24 protein-coding genes are annotated in these 24,162 nt (G+C 59.7%); 4 read left to right on the top strand and 20 right to left on the bottom strand.

What is annotated here, in order from left to right; genetic code table 11:
• Window positions 1-3: 3 nt before the first annotated feature.
• Together O3306_RS13940 and O3306_RS13935 are read right to left on the bottom strand one after the other, a co-directional pair.
• The gene (locus tag O3306_RS13940; RefSeq protein ID WP_272008357.1) at window positions 4-240 is read right to left on the bottom strand and encodes an Lrp/AsnC ligand binding domain-containing protein; all 237 of its coding nucleotides are present in this window, start codon (window positions 238-240) and stop codon (window positions 4-6) included.
• A 73-nt stretch (window positions 241-313) separates the two neighbouring features.
• Window positions 314-739, bottom strand: coding sequence for a tellurite resistance TerB family protein (locus tag O3306_RS13935; RefSeq protein ID WP_272008355.1), 426 nt, complete (start codon window positions 737-739; stop codon window positions 314-316).
• 121 nt (window positions 740-860) lie between these two features.
• Here O3306_RS13935 and O3306_RS13930 point away from each other — a divergent pair, with 121 nt between their 5' ends.
• Complete coding sequence (locus O3306_RS13930; protein WP_272008353.1) at window positions 861-2,435, top strand: lysine--tRNA ligase; 1,575 nt, start codon at window positions 861-863, stop codon at window positions 2,433-2,435.
• 150 nt (window positions 2,436-2,585) lie between these two features.
• On the top strand, window positions 2,586-2,984 hold the full coding sequence (locus tag O3306_RS13925; protein ID WP_272008352.1) for a c-type cytochrome: 399 nt from the start codon (window positions 2,586-2,588) through the stop codon (window positions 2,982-2,984).
• An 8-nt stretch (window positions 2,985-2,992) separates the two neighbouring features.
• Here O3306_RS13925 and O3306_RS13920 read toward each other — a convergent pair whose 3' ends face one another.
• The 11 genes from O3306_RS13920 to O3306_RS13870 form a co-directional block, all read right to left on the bottom strand.
• Complete coding sequence (locus tag O3306_RS13920) at window positions 2,993-5,416, bottom strand: ligase-associated DNA damage response DEXH box helicase (protein WP_272008350.1); 2,424 nt, start codon at window positions 5,414-5,416, stop codon at window positions 2,993-2,995.
• 76 nt (window positions 5,417-5,492) lie between these two features.
• Window positions 5,493-6,803, bottom strand: coding sequence for an ATPase (locus tag O3306_RS13915; RefSeq protein WP_272008348.1), 1,311 nt, complete (start codon window positions 6,801-6,803; stop codon window positions 5,493-5,495).
• 129 nt (window positions 6,804-6,932) lie between these two features.
• The gene (locus tag O3306_RS13910) at window positions 6,933-7,427 is read right to left on the bottom strand and encodes a prepilin peptidase (protein ID WP_272008387.1); all 495 of its coding nucleotides are present in this window, start codon (window positions 7,425-7,427) and stop codon (window positions 6,933-6,935) included.
• A 112-nt stretch (window positions 7,428-7,539) separates the two neighbouring features.
• On the bottom strand, window positions 7,540-8,385 hold the full coding sequence (locus O3306_RS13905) for a tetratricopeptide repeat protein (protein WP_272008346.1): 846 nt from the start codon (window positions 8,383-8,385) through the stop codon (window positions 7,540-7,542).
• A 30-nt stretch (window positions 8,386-8,415) separates the two neighbouring features.
• Complete coding sequence (locus tag O3306_RS13900) at window positions 8,416-8,964, bottom strand: tetratricopeptide repeat protein (RefSeq protein ID WP_272008344.1); 549 nt, start codon at window positions 8,962-8,964, stop codon at window positions 8,416-8,418.
• A 25-nt stretch (window positions 8,965-8,989) separates the two neighbouring features.
• Window positions 8,990-9,964, bottom strand: coding sequence for a type II secretion system F family protein (locus O3306_RS13895; protein WP_272008342.1), 975 nt, complete (start codon window positions 9,962-9,964; stop codon window positions 8,990-8,992).
• A gap of 11 nt (window positions 9,965-9,975) precedes the next feature.
• Window positions 9,976-10,944, bottom strand: coding sequence for a type II secretion system F family protein (locus O3306_RS13890; protein WP_272008340.1), 969 nt, complete (start codon window positions 10,942-10,944; stop codon window positions 9,976-9,978).
• Window positions 10,945-10,948: 4 nt separating this feature from the next.
• Entirely contained in the window at window positions 10,949-12,412 is a 1,464-nt protein-coding gene (locus tag O3306_RS13885) for a CpaF family protein (RefSeq protein WP_272008338.1), read from the bottom strand.
• A gap of 20 nt (window positions 12,413-12,432) precedes the next feature.
• Window positions 12,433-13,644, bottom strand: a complete 1,212-nt coding sequence (locus tag O3306_RS13880) for an AAA family ATPase (protein WP_272008336.1) — start codon at window positions 13,642-13,644, stop codon at window positions 12,433-12,435.
• Between the two features lie 372 nt (window positions 13,645-14,016).
• Window positions 14,017-14,679: an OmpA family protein gene (locus O3306_RS13875; protein WP_272008334.1), complete on the bottom strand. Its 663-nt coding sequence runs from the start codon at window positions 14,677-14,679 to the stop codon at window positions 14,017-14,019.
• Between the two features lie 16 nt (window positions 14,680-14,695).
• On the bottom strand, window positions 14,696-16,120 hold the full coding sequence (locus O3306_RS13870) for a type II and III secretion system protein family protein (RefSeq protein WP_272008332.1): 1,425 nt from the start codon (window positions 16,118-16,120) through the stop codon (window positions 14,696-14,698).
• Between O3306_RS13870 and O3306_RS13865 the strand changes: the two genes are divergently transcribed.
• Complete coding sequence (locus tag O3306_RS13865) at window positions 16,043-16,219, top strand: hypothetical protein (protein WP_272008389.1); 177 nt, start codon at window positions 16,043-16,045, stop codon at window positions 16,217-16,219. The genes O3306_RS13870 and O3306_RS13865 overlap by 78 nt on opposite strands.
• Before the next feature lie 219 nt (window positions 16,220-16,438).
• Here the strand turns inward: O3306_RS13865 and cpaB are convergent, their stop codons facing one another.
• The 3 genes from cpaB to O3306_RS13850 form a co-directional block, all read right to left on the bottom strand.
• Complete coding sequence (cpaB, locus tag O3306_RS13860; protein WP_272008330.1) at window positions 16,439-17,308, bottom strand: Flp pilus assembly protein CpaB; 870 nt, start codon at window positions 17,306-17,308, stop codon at window positions 16,439-16,441.
• A gap of 131 nt (window positions 17,309-17,439) precedes the next feature.
• Window positions 17,440-17,637, bottom strand: coding sequence for a hypothetical protein (locus O3306_RS13855; protein WP_272008328.1), 198 nt, complete (start codon window positions 17,635-17,637; stop codon window positions 17,440-17,442).
• A 185-nt stretch (window positions 17,638-17,822) separates the two neighbouring features.
• On the bottom strand, window positions 17,823-18,014 hold the full coding sequence (locus O3306_RS13850; protein ID WP_272008326.1) for a Flp family type IVb pilin: 192 nt from the start codon (window positions 18,012-18,014) through the stop codon (window positions 17,823-17,825).
• 370 nt (window positions 18,015-18,384) lie between these two features.
• On the opposite strand from O3306_RS13850, the gene O3306_RS13845 reads away from it, so the two are divergent.
• The gene (locus O3306_RS13845; RefSeq protein WP_272008325.1) at window positions 18,385-19,194 is read left to right on the top strand and encodes a lytic transglycosylase domain-containing protein; all 810 of its coding nucleotides are present in this window, start codon (window positions 18,385-18,387) and stop codon (window positions 19,192-19,194) included.
• Between the two features lie 69 nt (window positions 19,195-19,263).
• Here O3306_RS13845 and O3306_RS13840 read toward each other — a convergent pair whose 3' ends face one another.
• The 4 genes from O3306_RS13840 to topA all read right to left on the bottom strand — a co-directional run bounded on the left by O3306_RS13840 (window position 19,264) and on the right by topA (window position 24,101).
• Window positions 19,264-19,887: a CoA transferase subunit B gene (locus O3306_RS13840; RefSeq protein ID WP_272008323.1), complete on the bottom strand. Its 624-nt coding sequence runs from the start codon at window positions 19,885-19,887 to the stop codon at window positions 19,264-19,266.
• Window positions 19,887-20,591, bottom strand: a complete 705-nt coding sequence (locus O3306_RS13835) for a CoA transferase subunit A (protein ID WP_272008321.1) — start codon at window positions 20,589-20,591, stop codon at window positions 19,887-19,889. Before O3306_RS13835 ends, O3306_RS13840 begins: the two co-directional genes overlap by 1 nt.
• 134 nt (window positions 20,592-20,725) lie before the next feature.
• Window positions 20,726-21,283 (bottom strand): L,D-transpeptidase, encoded by a 558-nt coding sequence (locus tag O3306_RS13830; protein WP_272008319.1) that lies wholly within the window; start codon window positions 21,281-21,283, stop codon window positions 20,726-20,728.
• Between the two features lie 139 nt (window positions 21,284-21,422).
• Window positions 21,423-24,101, bottom strand: a complete 2,679-nt coding sequence (topA, locus tag O3306_RS13825) for a type I DNA topoisomerase (protein WP_272008317.1) — start codon at window positions 24,099-24,101, stop codon at window positions 21,423-21,425.
• Window positions 24,102-24,162 lie beyond the last annotated feature (61 nt).

Here is a 24,162-nt window from a genome sequence, read left to right as displayed (position 1 = left end):
GGATCAGAATGCCTTGAATGTCAGGGTTGTTTCGGTCCGTTCGATGCCGTCGATGCCAAGCAGGCCATCATTGATGAATTTGCCCACATCCTCGTCTTCAGGGATGTAGAGCTTGAGCAACAGGTCGAACGGTCCGGAGGTCGAATATAGTTCTGAATGCAACTCGCGCAGAGCGATTTTCTCGGCGACCGTGTAGGTGGTGCCGGGGCGGCAGCGGATGTTCACGAAAACGCAACGCATAGGGGTCTCCTGATCTGTCGTACCCATTAAGCCGTTGATTCGAGCCAATGGAAATGCCGATTTGGGGTTGCTCTCAGAGCGTCATGTGCCGTGCCCGCGATCCGCGCTCGATCGCGGCGGCGTGCAGGCGGTCGATGTTCAGCTCATAGCGGATTTCCTCGAGCAACCGCAATTCGGAATGCTCAAGCTTGCCATCGGCGGCGGCCACATCGCAGGCCAGTGCATAGGCGGTTTCATAAAGGCGTTCGGGTAGGTTGTCGCGCAAGAGGCCAAAGAGCGCATCAAGCCCTTCCTCGACTGCAAACAGGTCAAAGACCGTCTGTGCGGTGCTGTTCATACGGTCCAGATCATAATCCGCGAACACGGGCAGGTTGTTCACTGCTGTCTCGATCTTGACGAGTTCCGCGGTACGGATGTTCTCATCCGAGGCCGAAACTGCGACCATTACAGCGACAAGACAATCCTGCGGGCTGAGGGGGTGTTGGATTTGGTCGGTCATCGGGGGGGGTCCTTTGCGCGGGGCGTTGCGCCAGAGAATATTGACTGTGGCCTGCCTCGGCAATAGGTAGCAGCGGACCTGTGGCGCGCTCAAGTGCCGCGGGAAATCAGGAGTGTTTCAAATGTCCGATCTGCGCGACGCCGCGATGCAATCGAAAGCCTGGCCTTTTGAAGAAGCGCGCCGTGTGCTGAAACGGTACGAAAAGGCCCCGCCCGCCAAGGGCTATGTCTTGTTCGAAACCGGCTATGGCCCCAGTGGCTTGCCGCATATCGGTACGTTTGGCGAGGTTGCGCGGACCACGATGATCCGCCGCGCATTCGAATTGATCAGCGATATCCCGACCAAGCTGCTCTGCTTCTCGGACGACCTCGACGGTATGCGCAAGGTCCCCGGCAACGTGCCGAACCCCGAAGCCCTGCAAGAGCATTTGCAAAAGCCGCTGACTTCGGTGCCGGACCCCTTCGGAAAATACCAGAGCTTTGGCGGGCATAACAACGCCATGCTGCGGCGTTTCCTCGACACTTTCGGGTTCGAGTACGAATTCATTTCGGCCACCGAATTCTACCGGTCGGGCCAGTTCGACGAGGTGCTGTTGCGCGCCGCCGAACGCTACGACGACGTGATGAAGGTTATGCTCAAGAGTTTGCGTGAAGAACGCCAGCAAACCTATTCGATCTTTCTGCCGATTCACCCCGTAACCGGGCGGGTCATGTATGTCCCGATCAAGCATGTGGATGCGAAGGCAGGCACGATCACCTTTGATGACGAAGACGGCAGCGAAATGACGCTGCCGGTCACTGGTGGTAATGTCAAATTGCAATGGAAGCCGGATTTCGGCGCGCGTTGGGCGGCGCTGGATGTCGATTTCGAGATGTACGGCAAGGATCACAGCACCAACACGCCGATCTATGACCGGATTTGCGAGATTCTCGGTGGTCGCAAGCCCGAGCATTTCACCTACGAGCTGTTCCTCGACGAGGGTGGGCAGAAGATCAGCAAATCCTCGGGCAACGGCATCTCGATTGACGAGTGGCTCAGCTATGCCGCGACCGAGAGCCTGTCGTATTTCATGTACCAAAAGCCCAAGACGGCCAAGCGGATGCATTTCGACGTGATCCCCAAGGCAGTGGATGAATACCATCAGCAATTGCGCGCCTTTCCAAACCAAGACGCTGCGGCGCAGGTGAATAACCCCGTGTTTCATATCCACGGGCAGAACGTGCCCACCAGCAATATGGTGGTGCCCTTCGCGATGTTGCTAAACCTTGCCTCCGTCGCCGGGGCCGAGGAAAAGGATCAACTCTGGGGCTTCATCCAGCGTTACGCGCCCGAGACCAGTGCCGAGACCCATCCCGACATGGATCAGGCCGTGGGATTTGCGCTGCGCTACTACAACGATTTCGTGAAACCGCAGAAAGTCTACCGCGCTCCGACAGAGGTTGAGCGTGAAGCGTTGCAGGCGCTGCGCACGGCATTGTCCGAATACGATGGTCCGTTGGAAGACGAGGCATTGCAATCGGTGGTTTATACGGTGGGGCGTGACAGGTTCGATCCTCTGCGCGACTGGTTCAAGGCGCTCTACGAGGTGCTGCTGGGCGCGAGCCAGGGGCCGCGGTTCGGCGGGTTCATCGCGCTTTACGGTGTGGATGAGACAATCGCGCTGATTGATCGGGCGCTGGCTGGCAAGCTGGCCTGATTAGCGGTTCCGTGGTCCCTTGCGGAGCCGCCTCGCCAGTGCGACGGTGACATGGGCGGGGTGCCACGGAGCGGGGCGTTTCGGGGCGCGTTGCGCCAGATCAAGGCGCCTCGGCGCCAAACCACGCAGGTTGCGGGCAGGAGGCCCATCATGAAGTATCTGATATCCCTGACAATCCTCGGCTTTCTGGTCGCATGCACAACCGTATCCATGCCGGAGCCGGATGAAGGCCGCGCGCTATACGCGCAGTATTGCAGCCAGTGCCACGGCGCGACGGGCAAAGGTGATGGCGCTTGGGCATCGGTGGTTGACCCCAAGCCGGCTAACCTCACGGTGTTGTCTCGGAATGGGGTGTTTCCGCGTGCCCGCGTCTTGTCGACGATCGACGGCTATCACCGTGCGGCTCAACCCGGCCAGCAAATGCCGGAATTCGGTGCGTTGCTGACCGGCCCCACCGTTCCGGTGGACACGGGCGATGGCACCTTGACGCCAACGCCGCGCCCGCTGGCTGCACTGCTGGCCTATCTTGAAAGCATTCAGGCGGGGTAAGCGCAGGCTTACGGCGCGCCGGGCAGTGCGCCGAGCCCTGACGCCTCCATCAGCCGCTTTGTCTCTTCATCCATCAGGCGTTCTACGCCTGCGCCCTCTACCGGCGTGCGCCCGACTTCCAGAAAGAGCGGCGCGGCCAGAGGCGAGACGCGCGGCAGACGCACCAGGTCGATCCGCCCGCCAATCCGTGCGATCATCTCCTCGATCCGGCCAAAATCCACGAGACCGCGCATCGCCTCTTGCCGGGTGATGCGCAGCAATAGGTGGTCTGGATCGTAGCGTGCCAGCGTGTCATAAAGGATATCCGAGGAAAACGTCGCCTGCCGCCCGGATTTGCGCGCCTGCGGCGTGTTGCGGTTGATCAGCCCCGCGATCGTGGCCGAGGTGCGGAAGGTCCGCTTCATCACCGCATTGCCCATCAGCCAGGTGTCCAGCCCCTCGCGCAGACCGGTAGGGTCAAACAGCGGACCGGGGTCGGTCAGTGGCTCCAGCCCCCAGATCAGCGTCGCGTAGTCGGTTGCCACGAAGCCGAGCGGCGCCAGCCCCAGCGCCTCCATCCGGTTGGTTAGAAGCAGCCCCAGCGTCTGCTGGGCGTTGCGCCCGGCAAAACCGTAGATGCAGGCATGTTCGCCCCCCTCATGCGCAAAGCTCTCGATCAGCAGCCGCCCGCGCTGGGGCAGACGTGACATCTGCCGTTGCAGATGCAGCCAGTCGCGTGTGTGGTCCGGCAGTTCCGGCCAGTCGTCTTGCGCGAACATGGTCAGAATGCGCTGACTGAGCTGGGTGGAAGTGGCGAACTTCGTGCCGGAGAACGTCGCGATCTTGGGCTTGCGTCCCTTGTCGCGAGACACTTCGACGGTCATCTCGCGCAGGCCCTCGTAGCGCACCACCTGGCCGCCGATCAAAAAGGTATCGCCAGGCGTGAGCGTCGCGGCAAATGCCTCTTCCACCTCGCCCAGGGGCTTGCCTCCGCGCGCGCGTTTCATCCGCACTTTCAGCAGATCGCTGTCCTGTATCGTCCCGAGGTTCATCCGGATCAGCCTTGTGCTGCGCGGATCACGCAATTGCCACAGGCCATCGGGACGCCGGAGCAGCCGCTGCCACTGGTCATAGCTGCGCAGCGCATAGCCACCGGTGGCGCAGAAATCGAGACAGGCGTCGAAATCGGCGCGTGTGAGCACGGCATAGGGCCCGGCGGTGATCACCTCTGCATAGAGCGTGTCGGCGTCGAACGGCCCCGCGCAGGCGGTGATCAGGATCTGTTGACACAGCACGTCGAGCGGACCGGGGCCGCGCGGATCGCCGTCCAGATCATGCTCTGCAACCGCTTGCAGCGCGGCGCGGCACTCGACCACCTCGAACCGGTTGGCGGGCACCAGGAGCGCCTTGGAGGGCGCGTTGTAGCGGTGATTGGCGCGGCCGATCCGCTGCACGAGTCGCTTGACGTTCTTGGGCGCGCCGACCTGTATCACCAGATCCACGTCGCCCCAGTCGATCCCCAGATCAAGACTGCCGGTGCAGACGATTGCGCGCAGTTCGCCGCGCTGCATCGCGCCCTCGACGCGCTGTCGCTGCGTTCGGTCAAGGCTACCGTGGTGGATGCCGATAGGCAGGTTGTCATTATTAGCAAGCCATAGATTACGAAAGAAAATTTCGGCCTGCGCGCGGGTGTTGTGAAAGATCAGCGTGGTGTTGTGCTTGCGGATCTGATCCATCACCGCAGGGATCGAATGGGCCGCGCCACCGCCAGCCCAAGGGGGCGGCTCATCAATTTGGAGCATGGCGATGTCGGGATCGGGACCGGGATCGGCCAGCAGGATCTCGCACTTGTCCGGGTGCCGGGCAAGCAACCTTGCAATCGCTTCCGGATCCTCGACCGTCGCCGACAGGCCAACCCGCCGCAGATCGGGGCAGAGCGTCTGCAACCGTGCCAGCGCCAGCATCAGTTGATCGCCGCGCTTGCTCTCGGTGAGGGCATGGATTTCATCCACCACGACGCGCTTCAGCCCTGCGAATATGCGTGGCGCATCCTCGTAGGAGGTCAGTAGCGCCAGGCTCTCTGGCGTGGTCAGCAGGATATGCGGCGGATCGACGCGTTGGCGGCGCTTGGCGCTTTGGGATGTATCGCCGGTGCGGTCTTCGATCCGGATGGGCAGGCCCATCTCGGTCACGGGGGTCGTCAGGTTTCGCCGGATGTCAGCCGCAAGTGCCTTGAGAGGGGAGATATAGAGCGTGTGCAACCCAGCGTGATAACCCTCCGCCAGATCGACCAAAGTGGGCAGGAACCCCGCCAGCGTCTTGCCGCCGCCCGTGGGGGCGATCAGCAGCAGGGCGGGGGCATCCTTGCGCTCCAGCATTGCCTGCTGGTGCGGGTGGACCTGCCAGCCACGGGTGTCGAACCAGTGGTGAAAAATGGGCGGGAGGGTTTTCATTCCTCCCTATCTAAAGCGCAGACTGTGGTTTTCCCGAGAATTATTTCACGAAAGCTCTCACAGCCGACAAAGGACGTTAGTTCACGATATCTTCGTCCTTGACGAACATGTTGGCCCAGGCGCGGTCGATCAGTTCTGGAGTCATCTGATAGGGAATCCCCTCGAACTCGCAGATCGAAATGATCTGATCGATCAGAAACACCGGTTGGTAGTTGGCATAGGTGTTGTTGATCGTCGGGTATTTCTTCTTGAGCAGATGCACCAGCGATGCTTCGTCAAGCGGTAGCTGCTTCTTGCGCGCGACCATGGCAAAAATTTTCAGGTAGTCCTTCTGCGACGGGCCGTCGATCTTGATCTTGTAGAAAATCCGGCGCAGCGCGGCTTGGTCAAAAATCTTGTTGGGATGGAAGTTGGTCGAGAAGATCGCCAGCGTGTCAAACGGCACCTCGAATTTCTCGCCCGATTGAAGGGCCAGAATATCCTTGGATTCTTCCAGCGGCACGATCCAGCGGTTCACAAGGTTTTGCGGCGGCTCGACCTGACGGCCAAGGTCGTCGACGATGAAGATCCCGCCCGTCGCCTTTAGCTGCAGCGACGCCTGATAGGTGCGTGCGGTCGGGTTGTAGACCAGATCGAGCATGTCGAGCGTCAATTCACCACCGGTGATCACGGTGGGGCGTTCACACCGCACATAGCGCGCATCGAACGTGCGATTGCGGCGCAGGCTGTTGGGATCGTCCGCTTCGGCCTCGGCCTTGGAATGCACGATAGGGTCGTAGACGGTGATCACCTGACCGGCATATTCCAGTGCCAGTGGCACAAATATCTTGTCCCCCATGGCATCACGGATACCATTGGAAATACTGGACTTACCGTTGCCGGGCGGTCCGTACATCAGGATCGAGCGGCCGGCGCTGACCGCCGGGCCCAGATGGTCAAGCAGGCTGTCCGGCAAGACCAGATGGCCCATCGCTTTGGTCAGTTCGCTGCGCGTGATCTGGATGTTGCGGATCGACTGCCGTTTGACCTGTTCGGCATAGGCGCTGAGTGGCACCGGCATCGCGCCGTAATATTCCGACTGTTGCAACGCGTCGAGCGCGCGGGCCTTGCCAGTATCGGTCAATTGATAGCCCATTTCGCTACCGGCCGTGGCGCTCATCGTGCCGGTGGCCTCGACAAGGCGTTGCTCGCGGGCCATGTCCACCAGTTCTTGTGTGACAGTCCGCGGCAGGCAGAGCGCGGTCGCAAGCTCGCTGACCAGATCAATCGATTTGCGGAACATTGTCTTGATCAGAATGTCGCGCATCATCACGATGGGCAGGTTCATGTCCTCGATCCGGCTGGGCGGCGGCGGCGGTTTCACACCTGTGGTGACTTGCATATTCATCGGGAGCGGCCTCGTTTCAGATGAAGTTCAGCTGAAACTGCCAGAAAAAGATGCGCAAATTATGGCGTCAAATCGTTTTGTGCGGGCGCCGTTTCTGCACAAAAGTGGCAAGGCACCGGTCGCAAGCCCTCACGCCCCGTAAAGCGCCCCGAGAACCAGATAGATCCCCAACGTGCCGCCCAGGCACAGACCCATGGGGAATTTCTTGCCGCGTGACCAGCTTTCCCAATCGGGGGCCAACCGGCGTAGCGCGGTGTATTTTGCGATTCGGTGCGCCGTGAACCCGGCCAGCAGGTTCGCGGCCAGAATGACGCAGAGCAGGCGCAGATCGCCAAGCGCGATAAAAGGGGCGGCCGCAGCCGCGAATTTCGCATCCCCCGCGCCGATCAACCCAGCCGCATTCATCACGATCCCTACGAGCAGGACGATCCCCAGCTGCAAAAGGCGCCACGGGTATTGATCCAGCGGCAGCGCGATCAGGCCGATGACGACAAAGACCGCTGCCAGTGCCAGAACCGCGAGGTTGGGAATTTTCATCACCCGCAGGTCGCTCCACGCAACCCACAGGCAGATGGGCAGTACAAACGGCAGGAACCACATGGCCGAGCTTGCGGTGATTTGCATCATGGGCCGGGCCCCTCGTGGTTTGGTTTATTACGTACTGCGTTTTGTCGGCTTCAGGCGTTCAACCTGATGTGGAGGTTTGATCGAGCGCAACTTGCCCTAATTGCACATATTAACCATCCAGGGCGCGCAAGGAGCGCACAGCGGCTTCGAAATGCTGCGGGTGCGTATCAATCGCGTCGCGCAACAGGCCCTTGCCGGTGACCATATCGCCTTGCTTGATCGCGGTGAGACCCAGCGTATACAGCAATTGCGCGCGTTCTGACTGGCTGACAGGCATCACGGGCAGCGTGTAATTGCGCTGTGCCCCACGTGCCAGAACGAGGTTGTTCTTGGCGGTGAACAGCGACTGATCAAGGCGGATCGCATCGGTAAAGAGCCGTTCCGCATCCGGGAAATCGCCGCGCGTCAGCTTGGAATAGCCCCAGTTGTTCATCACGCCAGCGGGCCGGGTCGTCAGGCCAACAGCAGTTTCATAAAAACTGTCGGCGGCTTTCCAATCCTTGTTGCTGTCGGCGATCATCGCTTCCAGCCGGTATCGCTTGAATGTCTCGTAGGTGGGCGGCACCGTATCAAGCACGGCCTCGGCCCGCTCCCATTCATTGTTGCGGATCAGCGCATCGGCCAGATCGACCTTGTCCTCGTCGCCCGAATCCTTGTGTTCGGTCACCCGCTTCCAAGCGGCGGCGGCCTCGGTATTGCGCTTGGCGCGCACCAGGGATTTGGCGAGATTGCGTTGCAGGTCGATCCTGTCGGGTTGCTCACCTGCGGTGCGCTGGAAATATGTGACCGCCTCGTTGGGATCGGCCACTGTCAGCATGACATCGTTCAGGTTGCTTTCGTCAACGACGTTAACCCCCTGAAACGAGCGTTCCACGGTCGCGTTGTCCGATTTCTCGCATGCGGCCAGCGTCAAACTGCCCATTGCGCAGAGCGTAAAAAGGATGGGGTGGCGCATTTTTTGCGTCCTTATACTGCCTTAGCCTCGTTATGATATCGTGCGGATCAGATAGTCGCTGTCGCCGCGCCGTATCATTTTATAATTTTGTTCCTCTTCCTCAGCATAGTAGGAATCTTCGAGTTTTGCGAGTGCCAACCGCAAATTATCGCGAATTGAGTCACTTTGGCCATTGTCGAGCGCGTAAGCGCGGCGAAAAACTTGGCTGGCCTCGGCGACGTCGCCCTTTTCCATCAGAACGACGCCCAGATTGTTCCATGCTTCGGGTGATTTCGGGTCGGCTTCGACGGCCTGGCGCAGCAGGTCTTCGGCCTGGCCCAGACGGCCCAACCCAAGGTTCGCGCTGCCGAGACCGATGAGGATTTCAGGCGTCATACCCTCGTCGACTGCGGCGCGCGAGAATGCCTTGATGGCCATTTCGTGTTCGCCCGCGCGGATCAGTCGGTGGCCGACGATCGCGCCATCGACGGCAGCGCCGGACCGGGATACGCCGGGCGCATAGGGATTGTCGGGCAGATCGCGCTCTGCGCAACCTGCCAGCATCAGAATTCCCAGAACTACTGCGCCCGCTCGTTTCATCAGGCCCCTTGTTTTTATCTTTGGATCAATGCGAACTCATCGAGGTCAATTCCATGATACCAAGAACCGACGGGCCGACAAGAATGATCAACAGTGGGGGAACTGTAAGCATCATCGTGGCCAATGTCATCTTTGTTGGCAGCTTGTTGGCTTTTTCTTCGGCGCGCATCACGCGCTTGTCACGCATTTCGCCAGCATAGACGCGCAACGCGTCTGCGATGGATGTACCAAAGGTCTGCGACTGCACGAGAACGGTGACAAAGCTGGTGATATCCTGCACCCCGCAGCGTTCCGCCATTTCATTGAGAACCGATGCCTTGTCACGACCCGCCTTGATCTGCTGGCTGACAATTTCGAACTCTTCCGCGAGCGCGGGATAGGACGCGCGCATTTCCTCGCTGACGCGAATGATTGACTGGTCCAGAGATTGGCCCGCTTCGATACAAACCAGCATCATGTCCAGACTGTCGGGAAAGCCGTCGGTGATCTCGTCCTGGCGGGTCTGCTGCCGTTTGGTGATCCAGTATTTCGGAAGCATGTATCCGGCACCGCCGGGGCCGAGGATATACAGCAGCATGCTTTTGGTGTCGGTTTCGCCGCCGGATTTGAACGCGACGTAGTAGAGAACGCCCAGCACCAGGAACCCGATCCCGAGAGAGAATTGCGCAAAGTGGAAATAGCGCACCGCGTCGCGATGGCGGTAGCCCGCCTGCATCAGCGTCAGACGCATGGCCGAATAGCTCTTTTCATCCTGCGGCTCGAGGAAGGTGGCGTATTTGTCCAGCTTTTCGTTGCGACTGCCCGAGCGCAGTTTCTGGGCGCTGGTCTGGCCCGTGGTGGTGGCGGTTTGCGATTTCTTCAGCTTGGTCAGCGGATCGTCGCGCTGGTTCATATAAATCCAAATCGCGATCATGATCAGGAGCACGCCCAGCGTACCAACGGCTATGAGCGGGCCAAAGGGTCCAAGCGTGTCGTGCAGGGTTTCGGTGAGGAATGACATCACATGGCCTCTCAGACTTTGATATTCACAAGGGCGCGCATGACGATCAGGTTCAGCACCAGAAATGAACCGACGGCCAGACAGGCGGGAATGAAGTAGGGGTGATCCAGAACCTTGTCATAGTAGTTCGGATCGATCAGCTGAATCCCGACCAGCGCCAACAAGGGAAAGCCCGACAGGAATTTACCTGACCACTTGGCCTCGGCGGTGATCGCTTTCACGCGGCGGAACAGGCGGAACCGCGCGCGGATCACCTTGGCCAGCCCTGCGAGGATTTCGGCCAGATTACCACCTGACTGCTGTTGAATGGTCACGGCCACGGCAAGAAAGCGCAAATCCTGCATGTCCAGCCGTTCGGCCATTTCCTTGAGCGCTTCACCGACGTCGCGGCCATAAGCGGCCTCATCGGCGATAATACCAAATTCAGTTGCCAGCGGATCACCGACTTCGCCCGCGACGATCGAGATCGCGGAGGAAAAAGGATGCCCCACACGCAAAGAGCGGACCATCAGCTCGATCGCGTCTGGCAGTTGCTCTTCCAGTAGCGCGGTCCGCTTGCCGGCTTTCATTGAAATCCAGGTAAACACGCCGCCGACGCCCATCGCGACAGCGACGACTGCGCGCACCGGAAAAGAGGTCGTGGTACCCACCGACAGGCCGATAAAGGCCAGAACCGCCAGCCCGCCCATCAGCATGATCAGCTGTTTGGGAGAGAATGCGATTGCGGCCTTCTGCGCCTTTGCCGACAGGATCGAGTAGAGCGGGATGCGCCGTGCCTTGAGATGCTGCTGCATCTCCTTGCGCAGCTTCTCCATCACTTCTTCGCGGTTGCCACCCTTGTCCAGCATTTCCAGCCGGCGGTTAACCCGGCTGTTGAGGCTGATGGATTTGCCGAAGACCGTCAGGTAGATGCCTTCGACAAGGGCCAGAACACCCACGAAGATGAGGGCATAGATAATCAGTTCTACATTAATGCCCATGGGATCACTCCGGTCTTACTGGTTCATAAATCGAGGCGGGCAGGTCATAGCCCCAGAGACGGAAGCGTTCGGAGTAGTTGGAGCGCACGCCGGTGGCAGTGAAATGCCCGATGATCTTGTTTTCCGGTGTCAGGCCGACCCGCTGGAACCGAAAGATTTCCTGCATGGAAATGACTTCGCCCTCCATCCCGGTGATCTCGGTGATCGAGGTCATCCGGCGCGACCCGTCCTGCAAGCGGCTGGCCTGCACGATGAGGTTTACAGCGCTGGCGATCTGGCTGCGAACGGCCTTGAGCGGCATCTCGATACCGGCCATTGCGACCATGTTTTCCAGTCGGCTGATCCCGTCGCGCGGGTTGTTGGCGTGGATCGTGGTCATCGACCCGTCGTGGCCGGTGTTCATTGCCTGCAGCATGTCGATGACTTCCTCGCCGCGGGTCTCGCCGACGATGATACGGTCGGGGCGCATCCGCAGAGCGTTCTTCAGACAGTCGCGCGCGCTGACCTCGCCTTTGCCTTCGACGTTGGGTGGGCGGCTTTCCATCCGGCCCACATGGATCTGTTGCAGCTGAAGCTCGGCCGTGTCCTCGATCGTCAGGATGCGTTCGGCATTGTCGATGAAGGAGCTGAGCGCATTCAGCGTCGTCGTCTTACCCGAGCCGGTTCCGCCCGACACGATGACATTAAGGCGACAGGCAACGGCGGCCTGCAGGTAAGCGGCCATTTCTTCGGAAAAGGCCCCGAAACTGACGAGATCGTCAATCCCCAGCTTGTCCTTCTTAAATTTCCGGATCGACACTAGGCTGCCGTCCACGGCCACCGGTGGCACCATGGCGTTGAACCGCGAACCATCAAGCAGACGGGCGTCCACATACGGGTTCGATTCGTCGACACGGCGGCCCACGGCGCTCACGATCTTGTCGATGATGCGCAGAAGGTGTTTTTCATCCTTGAAGGTGACATCGCTCAGCTCCAGCTTGCCGTCACGTTCGATGAAAATCTGGTGCGGACCGTTCACGAGAATATCGTTCACGGTGTCGTCCTTCAGAAGCGTCTCTAGCGGCCCGAGGCCGCGCACTTCGTCATATAGTTCCTGGGTGAGCGTGCTGCGCTCTTCGCGGTTCAGCACGATGCTGCGCTCTTCCAGCACCTCGGCGGCAATCGCACTGATCTCGGCCCGCAGGTCGGATTCGGTCGCAGTATCGAGCGCGCTGAGGTTCAGGTTGTCCAGCAATGCGCGGTGCAGGTCGAGCTTGATCTCCCCCAACCGTTCCTTGCGCTTGCGTTCCCTGTCCTGCGGCGCTGCTTTGGCGGAGCTGGCGGGCAGGGGGCGGCGCAACGATGTATTCGGTGCGGTGGTTCCGACACGGGCGGCGGGCGCCGCCGCATTTGCGGGTTTCGCACTTTTGGCCGGTGTTTCTTTCTTGGCGGGGGTGGACCCCGATGGCTTTTTGTAGCGTGCAAACATCTACTCGTCCCTTTCCGGCATCACGCCGCTTCGGCGTCGCTTTTGCCCAATTCGTGCAGTGAGGCAGCCAGCTTGGCGATTTCCTTGCGCAACGGGTTCTTGGGCGCGGACTTGGCAAGTGGAAGGCCGTGATCGGCGCCTTGGCTGACGGCCTTGCCACCATCCGGCAGTTGCAATTCGATCCCGATTTCCAGGCTTTCCGCCATCCGCTTGATGCGGGACTTGCCATTCAGATCGGTGAATTTCGGTGCGCGGTTGACACAGAATCGCAGCCGCTCAATCGGCAGATCCTCGGCCTTGAGCGCGCGTTTCAGGCGCAACGTGTTCTGGGCTGAGCGCATGTCCATCTCGAGCGTAACAAAGTAGATCTGCGCCGCTGTGAGCACGGTTTCGGTCCACATCACCAACGTCGTGGGCATGTCTACGATCACGTAGTCGAAATGCTTGCGCGCCTGGTCAAGAACGCGGCTTACATCTTCGGGTGAAATCAGATCGAGCGGCAGCACCTCGGGCGGTGCCGTCAGGACCCACAGCCGATCTTCGTAGCTGAGCAGCGCCTGCTTGAAAATGTCCTCGTCCATCGCCTCGGTGTCGGTCCACATCTCGTAGATGGCCTCTCGGCGCGGCAGATCGAGAAAGGTCGAAACGGAGCCGAATTGCAGGCTGAAATCCAGGATACAGACCCGCGGTGCGTTTTCCTTGGAAACGGTAGCCAGTTCCCATGCGAGATTGACGGCCAGCGTCGTGGCGCCGGTGCCGCCGGCAAGCCCATGCACCGCCAGCAATACGCCGTCCTCGGCGGTGGCGGTCAGGGTGGATTTGGCGGCGGGTTCCGGATCAGGCGTGCGCAACCGCTCGATGGCGGCCTGCAGCTCGTTCTCGGGCAGGGGGTAGGGGACGAATTCGTCTGCGCCCTCGCGCAGCAACTGGTGCAGCGCAGCGGGGCTGACATCGTCGGCGATCAGGATCACCTTGATCCCGCGGACCCGAGCCATGGTGATGATTTCGCCAATCATTGTCAGATGTGCTTCATCGGTCTGGTCGATCGCTATCGCAACGAATTCGAGCGCTTCGGCCTCTGGCTGTTTCAGATATGAAATGGCCTCCGGAAATCCGAGATCGCCCCAGGCTTCGCCAAGGGCGGTTTCCATGTCTTCAATCAACAGATCGAAGTTGCGCACGTCCCGGCTGATCGTACAGGCCACGATCGGGCTGGAATCTGATTGTTGCATCGCACTGCTCATTGCGTCTCGGTCCTATAATTTACGTGTCACCTGTTTCGGTGCCTCTACGTTGGTCTTTTGGTGAAACATCTGGCGCGTCCCTGTAGCGCGGCACCGTGCGAGTTGTGCATGGTTGATTTCACCCTGTCTGGAAGGTCGCTTAAAATCTGGGCAACAATACGGCTAAAAAGCTCTTTTTGTGCGAAATGGCGGTGAAGCATGCCGGTGCGCACAGGCGTCATGTTGAGGGCCGGGAACCCTCCTGTGTACGCAATGCGGCCCGTGAAGCACCACTTGTGTCAGACAAGAAAAACCCGCTGTCGTTGCAGCGGGTTTTTAGGTGTCCCGGCAAGCCGGGCAGGGAGATAACTCTATCTGGGCCTATTCCTCAGAGGTGGTCGACCCACTGCCTTTTGCAAGGGGCAACTCCGATTCGGGTTTGGCGCTGGTCACGTATTCGCGGAAGACGATTTCGGCGTATTTGCCTTCCATGACGATCGGGTTTGATCGGACAAAGCCGGAAACCTCGGTCACGGTCCGGCGATTGCGCCGTTCGCGGCCCTCGGTCACGATCAGCGGCTGTGTCTCGCCATAGGAAACGACGGCTTCCAGTCGTGACCGGCTGATGCCTTGCGACGACAGGTAGCCGACCACCGCATTGGCACGGGCCAGGCCCAGACGCTTGTTGAACGCATTTGATCCGACGGCGTCGGTATGGCCGTAGACGCGGAACCGTACCTCGGGAAACTGTTTGATCCATGCGGCCTGTTCGCGCAACGTCTCGCGTGCCGCTGCGTCAAGCTGGGCTGAGTTGAAAGCGAAGTTCACGGTGCTGAGGACTTCGGTCGCAAAGCGGCTCGACAGATCATGGACATAGCTTTTCTCGCCATTCATGATCTGCATGTTGTTCATGTTCGCGTTGCCGAAACTACCGTTATCGACCAGCGACCCGGCTTCGTCGAAGTAGGAGCGATATACTTGGCCGGTGTTCTTGGAACATGCCCCAAGAGCGAGAACCGACAGAAATATAATAGTTTTTTTCATCTGTCCCATCCCTGCATCAATCCATCACGTAGCCGTAAGAGCCGCTGAAGTCCTGTTTGGCAACTTCACCGGCGGCACCGGTTGCGGGCCCGACGCTGCGTGCGACTCGGCCGTTGAGGAACAGGTCCGCCTCGGACGGTAGCCGTACACGATCCGTCGGCAGCGCCAGCGCCTCACCCTTGGTGGGGGTCACCAGATGCGCGGTCACGATGATCACCAGTTCGGTTTGCGACCGCTGGTAGTCAGCGCTGCGGAACAAAGCACCCAGAACCGGGATGTCGCCGATCCACGGAACCTGACCGTTGGTATCCTGGAAGTCGTCCTGCAGCAGGCCCGCGATCGCAAAGCTTTCGCCGTCCCGCATGGCAATGGTGGTGGAAGCATCCCGCCGCTTGAACGCTGCGATGGTAAAGGCGCCGGTGTTCAAACCGTTTGACAGGTCCAGTGACGACACGGCTGCCGCAATTTCCAGATTGATCACATTGTCATCCAGCACGCGCGGTACAAAATTCAGCTCTACGCCGAATGGTTTGTATTCAACCGAGATCGTATTGTTGTCCTGTGCAATCGGGATCGGATATTCGCCACCGGCCAGGAACTTGGCCTCTTGACCCGAAAGGGCGGTCAGGTTCGGCTCTGCCAGGGTTCTGATAACGCCCTTTGTTTCAAGCGCTTGCAAGAGAACGCCGATTTGGGCTGACCCGGCGTTGAAGCCAAAGAACATCGCGCCGTTATTGGCTGATCCCGACGAATTCGTCCCCGGAGAGATCGCGCCCGTGACCACACCCTGAGACGAAAGCCCGTTGGTGGCGACCGCACCACCGAGGCCTGCTCCCGAAAGACCGTCCACTGAGAGCGAGGTCGAAAGACTCTTGGCGACCGTTCGCTGCATTTCGGCAAAGCGGACCTTCAGCATCACCTGCTGTTTGCCAGACACTGACATCAGATTCGACACCCGCTCGGGTGCATAGCGTTCTGCCAGATCGAGTGCGCGTTGCATGCGCGGTGTGCTTGATACGGTGCCCGACAGCACGATGCCGTCATTGGCTGTGCGCACTTCGATCTGCTCATTGGGCAGGATCTGGCGCAGACGTTCCTTGAACTCTGAAACATCGGCGCTCACGCGCACTTCGACATTGGTGATCAGCCGACCGTTTTCATCAAGCAGGGTCAGCGTCGTTCGCCCAGGCGATTTGCCCAAGACATAAATCGTGCGATCCGACAGCGTCGAGAAGTCGGCGATAGACGGGTTTGCGATGCTCAGTTCCGCAAAAGGCACGTCGCTCTCGACCACAACTGCGCGGTTCATCGAGACATTCAGATCACGACCTGTGCCCTTGCGAACAATATGCAGGTTTTCTGCATGAACTGGCGCTGGGCCTGCACCCGCGCAAATGGCGAAACCCAGCAGGGCCGCCGTGAAAACATTTCTATATTTCATGTGACCTGCCTTTTTTCGATCACGCCTCTGGGTTGGGTCTTTTTGCCCATATTGCGTATCACTGTGAGGCATTTTTTTTATTTTTTCAAGAATCAATGACACTTAGCCAGTTTTTCTCATCCAGCGCGCAAAACAGTTGCACGAATGAAACGGAGCGCCGCGGGGGCGGCGCTCCGATTTTTCGTGTCTTTTCAGAGCGACGGGATCGAAAGTCTATCACGTTCCTCCAGCATTCCAGGGCGATGGAAAAGCCCCAAGTGCCCCAGAGAAGTGTAGCTTTTGGATCACATCGGCCATTCGGGTGCGATGCGGAGCCCTCTAGTTGGTGCAGGGGATCGGGGTAATGATCACCTCGGCGCCACGCCGGGTCCGGATCGAGCAGACCTGCTCTTGCGGACGTTCGACCGCAACTGGCGACGCCGCCAGGCCAAGCAATTCGCGCTGATCGATCTCGATCGCGGCGGTGACGGTATCATCCTGGGCTCCGACCAGCGACAGGCTCAGACGACCAGTTGATTGCGCCTGCTGCAGGGCGGCGACCTGCTCGGGGCGAGCGGACACTGTTACGGTGCGCGCGATCTGTGCTTTGACATCGTCGCTGTTGGCAGACTGGTCGACGGCGATCAACTTGATGCCCGCTTCGATCAACTTGGTCACATCGCCGCTGGAATTGCCCTCGGTGCGCATACCGCCACGCCCGACGCTGCCGGTCCAATAGACGTCGACCCGGTCACCGGGCCGCAAGAAACCGGACACACCGGAAGTGCGGTCAACCTCGATGGCAAACGCGCGCATGCCGCGCTCCAGCGCATTGGTGATGCCTGCGTCCTGGCCGGGGTCGGTGACTTTGACTTCCATGATCGCCTCGAATTTCTCCATTGCGCGCAGCACGGTGCGTGGCACCTCGTCGCCTTGGGGAAACAGGGCCTCTTCTGTCGCGAAGACACCTGCGGGCAGCGAATTCTTGGGGAACTTGACCAGCTGAACATCTTTTTTCAGCAGGCGTTGCCCGTATTTCAATGGGGCCTTGGCCACATAGACTTCGACGGTTTCGATTGCAGGAGCTCGCGATTTGCGTTCCTCGGCGAGCTGCGCCTGGTAGCCCTGAATATAAGTTTTTGCCATGTATACGGCGAAGCCTGCAAGGCCGAGCCCCACGACAAGTACCAATCCGAAAACAACACGCATGGCCTATCCTTTCGTCGTTACGTCTCCGATTTTCGCACGGGGTGCGAAACGGATTTACCCAAGGACCAGACTACCCCAAGATTATGGCAAAAGCTGGGAAAGCGGGTGGTTGTTCTGCGGTAAGGCAGGGGCTATTCGCCGTTGCCGATAACATCAACTGCGGACATTCCGGTATTGATGTCTTCGGTCAATGCGTTGGTCGACTCCTGGACTGCAGCCACGCCAGCGACGGCAAGGCCGATGATCGCAGCGCTTAAGACAACCCAATCGACTGTGATTGCGCCGTCTTCGTCCCAGAGAAATTTCGTCGGAAATTTGAGATTTAACATTTAGCACCTCGCAAACGGAAGTTTGAGGAAACTCATCCCGGCAGCGATGAGTGGACATTTGCGCGCGCCGGCGGCTCGTCCCGTTCCCCCGGTGGGGTGCGGTGGTTAGTTATTGGTCTCTCTTACGTCAAAGAGCCGCAAATCGGTGACTTGCGGCTCTTCGTATTAGGAGGTCAAGGCGAGTATTATTCACCGACACCTTCAACAGCCGTCGCTTCAACACCGGTCTGGATGTCGTCTGCCAGGTTGCCAATGCCGGTCGAAACGGTCGACACGCCTGCAACACCAAGGCCAACGACTGCTGCGGTCAGAACGACCCAGTCAACTGTCACGGCACCGTCTTCGTCTTTGCTGAAGTTCTTGAAGAATTTGATCATAGTTTGGTCCCTCCAAAGGATCATAGGTTTACTCAGGTTCGTAACCGTTTCACTATCTGGCCGCCTCTCTCTGTTGGCCGTCTGCTCACCGGTATGGGGAGATATAGCCAGCCAAATCAGGCAGGAATTGGGCGCGATTCGTTCGATTCTTAAGCACGTTAAGTTTTTTGTAATTTACCTAATTAAGTCATTGTTTTTATTTTATTAAATATCGAAGAAAAATGCTATTTATCGTTAAGGTTGTGGAATTTCAGGGCCAGGCTGGGCGCGATTGCCCCCGGTTTCGCACCCAAAGCTGGTAAAATTCGATGATTTTTGCGAAGCTGTGGACAATCAATCAGAGGCAGAGCAGCCCGCCGTGAGGAAAAACATGAAAATTTGCCTACTGGCTGCAGTGCTGGCGATTCCCTGTGCGGATGCTCGTGCTGATGATCCGGCACCTTTTCCCGAGTTCACCTTCAAAATGGGCAAGCCTCCCAAGGCCGGAACGGGCAAGCGGATCACTGTCCAGATCGAGCCGGGCGATCAGGTTGCACCACCTGCCGCTGCCAAACCGGGTGAAACCCCGGACGCCCCGGCGCGCGTGGCGCAGTATGACTGGTTCTGGGATGCGATCCCCTCGGGCTATTCGGATGCAAGCGCGCTGCGCTTTGACTCGGCGCTCCTGAAGCTGGCCCAACCGCCTGCGGGTGTTGCGGTGCCGCGTCCACGCCTGCAGCACCTTCAGCAGATTGCGCTGAGCCACGGGCAGAATATTCTGGTTGCAACAATCGGCACCGATGTGTCGCCGGCGCTGGTGCTGGCGATGATCGCAGTGGAATCCGGTGGGCGCGAGGACGCGCTCAGCGAAAAGGGCGCACAAGGGCTGATGCAGCTGATCCCGGCCACAGCAGAGCGGTTCGGTGTCACTGACAGCCTGTCGCCCGCGCAGAACATCAAGGGCGGCGTGGCGTATCTCGATTGGCTGCTCAAAGAGTTCAAGGGCGATCCGATCCTCGCCGTTGCCGCCTACAATGCCGGCGAAAACGCGGTAAAAGACAACAATGGCGTGCCGCCCTACCCGGAAACCCGAGATTATGTGCCAAAGGTTCTCGCCGCCTATGACGTCGCACGCGGCCTGTGCAAGACACGGCCGCAGTTCCTCTCGGATGGATGCGCGTTGAATTTGGCGCTGAAATAAACCCACCCCAAAACGAAAAAGGGCGGCGCCCTTTCGGCCCCGCCCATACAAATCGCATTTGTGCGTTGCTCAGACGATGGTCGCCTCGGTGGCGGCGCGCAATTCTTCCTCGGTCACGCCGTCCGCGGTCTCAACGATGCGCAGTCCGCCCGGGACGACATCCAGAACCCCAAGGTTGGTGATGATCCGATCCACCACGCCCTTGCCAGTCAGGGGCAGGGTGCATTCTTTCAGAAGCTTGCTGTCGCCATGCTTGTTGGTGTGGTCCATCACCACGATCACGCGGCCGACGCCCGCGACCAGGTCCATCGCGCCACCCATGCCTTTGACCAGCTTGCCGGGGATCATCCAGTTCGCTAGGTCGCCGTTTTCGGCCACTTCCATCGCGCCAAGGATCGCCGCCGCGATCTTGCCGCCACGGATCATGCCAAAGCTGGTGGCACTGTCGAAATAGGAGGTGCGCGGCAATTCGGTGATCGTTTGCTTGCCGGCGTTGATCAGATCGGGGTCCTCTTCGCCCTCATAGGGGAAGGGGCCCATGCCGAGCATGCCGTTTTCGGATTGCAGGGTGATGTCCTTGTCGCCGGTATAATTGGCCACCAGCGTCGGGATACCGATGCCGAGGTTCACATACATGCCGTCTTCGAGTTCCTCGGCCGCGCGCGCGGCCATCTGATTACGGTCCCAGGGCATTATACGTCCTCCCTTTTACGCGTCGTGCGTTGTTCGATGCGTTTCTCGTGCGTCCCCTGAACGATCCGGTGCACATAGATGCCGGGCAGGTGGATGCAGTCGGGGTCCAGCGAGCCGCGCGGTACGATCTCTTCAACCTCGGCGACGCAGATCTTGCCACACATTGCCGCAGGCGGGTTGAAGTTGCGCGCGGTCTTGCGGAAGACCAGATTGCCGGTGTCGTCTGCCTTCCACGCCTTGACGATGGAAAGATCGGCAAAGATGCCGCGTTCGAGGATGTATTCCTCCCCGTCGAACACCTTTATTTCCTTGCCCTCGGCGATGACCGTGCCCACACCGGTCTTGGTGTAGAAGCCCGGGATACCACAGCCACCAGCCCGCATCCGTTCGGCCAGCGTGCCCTGCGGGTTGAATTCCAGCTCCAGTTCGCCCGACAGATACTGGCGCATGAATTCGGCATTTTCACCGACATAAGAAGAGAGCATCTTTTTCACCTGCCGCGTCTGCAGCAGGATGCCGATGCCGAAATCGTCGACGCCCGCGTTATTCGAGGCGAATGTCAGATCTTTCGTGCCGGCCTCCTTGATCGCCTGCAGCAGCAGTTCGGGAATACCGCAGAGCCCAAACCCTCCGGCCGCGATGAGCATCCCGTCAAAGAGCACACCATCCAGCGCCTCCTTGGCGGATCCATAGACCTTATTCATCCAAGACCTCCTCGTTAATAACGGTTGGCCCGATATGGGCTGCGCAGGGCGCCAGAGTCAACGCTGCCCGGCGCGCAGGCCGGGCAGGTAGGTGTTAGTACGTATGTCGCTGTGCAGATGTGCAGAGCACGCGATCAGAGAATTAGAACCTGCGTGCCGATCGGCGTGATCGCAAAGAGTTCTTCGATCATCGAGTTATAGAGGCCGATGCAGCCGTCCGAGGACCGGCGCCCGATCTTGCGGGTGTCGTGGGTGCCGTGAATGATATAGGCGGGCCAGCCAAGGTACATCGCATGCGTGCCCAGTGGGTTGTCAGGGCCGGGCGGCATGTATTTGTAATGTGGAAAGCGTTCCATCATCGACGCGGTGGGCGTCCAGTCTGGCCCCACCTTCTTGCGCACGATCTTGGTGTAGCCGCGTTTTGTTAGCTCGTCGGTCATCGGAACCGACGTCGGATAGACGCGGTAATCAGTGCCGTCCGCATTCCAGTAATGCAGCGCGCGCGATGTCGTGTCGGCAATGATCGCGGCTTTGCCCAGCGTATCGAAATGGTCCTGCCAATTCTGGGTGACAAAGCTGGAGGTGTTGCGACGCACCGCCGCCGTCGGTGTGGTGGCCAGTGCCGGGGTGGCGAGGCCGGATGCCGCAACGCCAAGGATCAGGGAGCGACGAGTAAGAAATGAACGTGCCATGACTGCCTCTTGTATCTGAGAAGGTTTTGCGCAGATTGCCCTGCCCATACCAGATAGAGAAGCCACCAAGCGCTCACATTCGCGTCAGCAACGCCGGTATGCCGGGGGCGCATGACAGCGTCCTCCGGCACCGGGGAAATCAGGCTTCGGATGCGGGCTTTTTCTTGGCCGCCGGCTTCTTCTTGGGCGCGGCTTTCTTTTTTGCTGGCTTTTTCGCCGCGGCCTTGCGGCCCTTGCCCGATTTCGCGGCCTTTTCGGCGATCAGGATCACGGCCATGTCCATGGTGACGTCGTCCGGTTCGGTCCCCTTGGGCAGGGTCGCGTTGATCTTGTCCCATTTCACATAGGGGCCGTAGCGCCCGTCCATGATGTTGACCGGTCCACCGCTCTCGGGGTGTTCGCCCAACTCCTTCAGCGGTTTGGCCGCAGTGCGCCCGGCGCCGCGGCTGGCCAGCTTTTGCGCCAGCACTTCGACCGCGCGGTTCATCCCTATGGTAAAGACCTCGTCAACTTCCTTGAGGTTCGCATAGAGCCGCCCATGCTTTACGAACGGGCCATAGCGCCCGATCCCAGCCTCGATCATCTCGCCGTCCTCGGGATGTGGGCCAACCTCGCGTGGCAGGCTGAGCAGTGTCAGCGCCTTTTCCAGATCCATGTCGTCGGGGGACCAGCCTTTGGGCAACGAAGAGCGCGGCGGCTTCTTGTTTTCCTCGGTGACTTCGCCCCGTTGCACATAGGGGCCGAAGCGGCCGGTGCGCAGACTGATCTCGTCGCCCGCATCTTCGCCTAGCACGCGGTCGCCGCCGTCTGCGGCGTCGCCACCGATTGGCCGGGTATAGCGGCATTCGGGATAGCGCCCGCAGCCGACGAAACCACCGGATTTCGATGTCTTGAGGTGTAGTTTCCCCTCGCCACAGAGCGGGCAGACCCGCGGATCGCTCCCGTCCTCGCGTGGCGGATAGAGCGTCGGGGCAAGAGCCGCGTCCAGCACATCAAGCACTTCGGTAATGCGCAATTCGGACGTTTCGGCAATAGCGGCGGAAAAATCATTCCAGAACCGGCCCAGTAGTTCCTTGTAGTCGGCTTCGCCCGCGCTGACATTGTCGAGCTCTTCCTCGAGGTTCGCGGTGAATTCGTAACCCACATATTTGCGAAAGAAGTTGAGCAGGAAGATCGTGACGATCCGGCCCTTGTCCTCGGGGATCAGCCGATTGCCGTCCTTGCGGACATATTCACGGTCCTGAATCGTGGTTACGATGCTGGCATAGGTCGAAGGGCGACCGATCCCCAGTTCTTCCATTCGCTTCACCAGCGTCGCCTCGGTGTAGCGCGGAGGCGGCTGGGTGTGCGATTGCAGCGCCAGCACGGCTTCGTTTTCGCTGAGAATGGCGGCGGCGTGGCTGGTCATGCCCGACGTGCCTGCTGCCTCGCCCACATCATCCGATTTATCTGACTTGGTGAATTGCGCGCGCAGCGATCCCTTGGCAAAGGGCGCAGGCTCACCTTGGGTGATTTGCGGCAGGCGTCCATCGTCGTCCTCGGCTGGCTCGTCGCGGCCTTCTTCATAGACCCGCAGAAAACCGTCAAAGAGCACGACCTGCCCGGTGGCGCGCAGGCCGACCTGGCCGTCGTCGCTGCCGATCTCTACCGTGGTCCGCTCCAGCCGGGCGGCTTCCATCTGGCAGGCCAGCGTGCGTTTCCATATCAGATCATAGAGCCGGGCCTGATCCTTGTCGGTGATCTTCAGCGCGGCTGCGTCCTTGGTCATCTCGGTGGGGCGAATACATTCATGCGCTTCCTGCGCGTTCTTCGCCTTGTTCTTGTACATGCGCGGGCTGGAGGGAACGTATTCCTTGCCGTAACGCTCTGCGATGGCATCGCGCACGGCGTGCACCGCCTCGGGGGCCATGTCGATCCCGTCGGTCCGCATATAAGTAATGTATCCGGCTTCATAGAGTCGCTGCGCGGCACTCATCGTCTGGCGCGCGCCCATGCCGAATTTGCGGCTCGCCTCTTGTTGCAGGGTTGAGGTCATGAATGGGGCAGAGGGGTTGCGGCTACCGGGTTTGGCCTCGACGGACGTGACCTTGAGGTTGCGGCTGGTGACGGCCTGCACGGCCAGTTCGGCCTGCGTGGCATTCTCCAGGTCGAACTTATCCAGCTTCTTGCCCGCAAGCGTGATCAGCCGCGCTTCGTATTCCTGGCCGCGCGGGGTGCTCAGCAGTGCCTTGACCGTCCAGTACTCGCGCGCATCGAACGCCTCGATTTCCATCTCGCGCTCGACGATCAGACGCAGGCAGACCGATTGCACCCGGCCTGCTGACTTGGCGCCGGGCAGTTTGCGCCACAGAACCGGGCTAAGGTTGAAGCCGACAAGGTAATCCAGTGCGCGACGCGCGAGATAGGCCTCGACTAGCGGCGCATCGACCTGGCGGGGGTTTTCCATCGCCTGGGTGACGGCGGATTTGGTGATCGCGTTGAACACCACCCGGCTTACCGGTGTGTCCTTTTTGATTGCCTTGCGCTTGCGCAGTGTCTCTTCGAGGTGCCAGCTGATGGCCTCGCCTTCGCGATCGGGGTCGGTTGCGAGAATCAGTTCGTTGTCATCTTTCAGCGCGTCGGCAATCGCCTTTACATGCTTGCGGCTGTCGTACCCGATCTCCCATTTCATGTCGAAACCGTTGTCTGGATCGACCGATCCGTCCTTGGGTGGCAGGTCGCGGACATGCCCGTAGGACGCCAGAACCGTGTAATTCTTGCCCAGGTATTTGTTGATTGTCTTGGCCTTGGCCGGTGATTCGACGACGACAACAGGCATGGACTTCCTTTCGACTCAGAGATTGGCACCTCATGGCGGCGGACCATGTGGGGTGCCAGAG

Source organism: Roseovarius sp. ZX-A-9, from assembly GCF_028369135.1.
GTDB lineage: Bacteria > Pseudomonadota > Alphaproteobacteria > Rhodobacterales > Rhodobacteraceae > Roseovarius.
This window is presented reverse-complemented; position numbering and strand designations above follow the sequence as displayed.

Excerpts from the sequence above, each read along its gene's own strand:
- O3306_RS13940 (WP_272008357.1), bottom strand. The coding sequence starts at position 240 with ATGCGTTGCGTTTTCGTGAACATCCGCTGCCGCCCCGGCACCACCTAC.
- O3306_RS13935 (WP_272008355.1), bottom strand. The coding sequence starts at position 739 with ATGACCGACCAAATCCAACACCCCCTCAGCCCGCAGGATTGTCTTGTC.
- O3306_RS13930 (WP_272008353.1), top strand. The coding sequence starts at position 861 with ATGTCCGATCTGCGCGACGCCGCGATGCAATCGAAAGCCTGGCCTTTT.
- O3306_RS13925 (WP_272008352.1), top strand. The coding sequence starts at position 2,586 with ATGAAGTATCTGATATCCCTGACAATCCTCGGCTTTCTGGTCGCATGC.
- O3306_RS13920 (WP_272008350.1), bottom strand. The coding sequence starts at position 5,416 with ATGAAAACCCTCCCGCCCATTTTTCACCACTGGTTCGACACCCGTGGC.
- O3306_RS13915 (WP_272008348.1), bottom strand. The coding sequence starts at position 6,803 with ATGAATATGCAAGTCACCACAGGTGTGAAACCGCCGCCGCCGCCCAGC.
- O3306_RS13910 (WP_272008387.1), bottom strand. The coding sequence starts at position 7,427 with ATGCAAATCACCGCAAGCTCGGCCATGTGGTTCCTGCCGTTTGTACTG.
- O3306_RS13905 (WP_272008346.1), bottom strand. The coding sequence starts at position 8,385 with ATGCGCCACCCCATCCTTTTTACGCTCTGCGCAATGGGCAGTTTGACG.
- O3306_RS13900 (WP_272008344.1), bottom strand. The coding sequence starts at position 8,964 with ATGAAACGAGCGGGCGCAGTAGTTCTGGGAATTCTGATGCTGGCAGGT.
- O3306_RS13895 (WP_272008342.1), bottom strand. The coding sequence starts at position 9,964 with ATGTCATTCCTCACCGAAACCCTGCACGACACGCTTGGACCCTTTGGC.
- O3306_RS13890 (WP_272008340.1), bottom strand. The coding sequence starts at position 10,944 with ATGGGCATTAATGTAGAACTGATTATCTATGCCCTCATCTTCGTGGGT.
- O3306_RS13885 (WP_272008338.1), bottom strand. The coding sequence starts at position 12,412 with ATGTTTGCACGCTACAAAAAGCCATCGGGGTCCACCCCCGCCAAGAAA.
- O3306_RS13880 (WP_272008336.1), bottom strand. The coding sequence starts at position 13,644 with ATGCAACAATCAGATTCCAGCCCGATCGTGGCCTGTACGATCAGCCGG.
- O3306_RS13875 (WP_272008334.1), bottom strand. The coding sequence starts at position 14,679 with ATGAAAAAAACTATTATATTTCTGTCGGTTCTCGCTCTTGGGGCATGT.
- O3306_RS13865 (WP_272008389.1), top strand. The coding sequence starts at position 16,043 with ATGAACTGGCGCTGGGCCTGCACCCGCGCAAATGGCGAAACCCAGCAG.
- O3306_RS13870 (WP_272008332.1), bottom strand. The coding sequence starts at position 16,120 with ATGAAATATAGAAATGTTTTCACGGCGGCCCTGCTGGGTTTCGCCATT.
- cpaB (WP_272008330.1), bottom strand. The coding sequence starts at position 17,308 with ATGCGTGTTGTTTTCGGATTGGTACTTGTCGTGGGGCTCGGCCTTGCA.
- O3306_RS13855 (WP_272008328.1), bottom strand. The coding sequence starts at position 17,637 with ATGTTAAATCTCAAATTTCCGACGAAATTTCTCTGGGACGAAGACGGC.
- O3306_RS13850 (WP_272008326.1), bottom strand. The coding sequence starts at position 18,014 with ATGATCAAATTCTTCAAGAACTTCAGCAAAGACGAAGACGGTGCCGTG.
- O3306_RS13845 (WP_272008325.1), top strand. The coding sequence starts at position 18,385 with ATGAAAATTTGCCTACTGGCTGCAGTGCTGGCGATTCCCTGTGCGGAT.
- O3306_RS13840 (WP_272008323.1), bottom strand. The coding sequence starts at position 19,887 with ATGCCCTGGGACCGTAATCAGATGGCCGCGCGCGCGGCCGAGGAACTC.
- O3306_RS13835 (WP_272008321.1), bottom strand. The coding sequence starts at position 20,591 with ATGAATAAGGTCTATGGATCCGCCAAGGAGGCGCTGGATGGTGTGCTC.
- O3306_RS13830 (WP_272008319.1), bottom strand. The coding sequence starts at position 21,283 with ATGGCACGTTCATTTCTTACTCGTCGCTCCCTGATCCTTGGCGTTGCG.
- topA (WP_272008317.1), bottom strand. The coding sequence starts at position 24,101 with ATGCCTGTTGTCGTCGTCGAATCACCGGCCAAGGCCAAGACAATCAAC.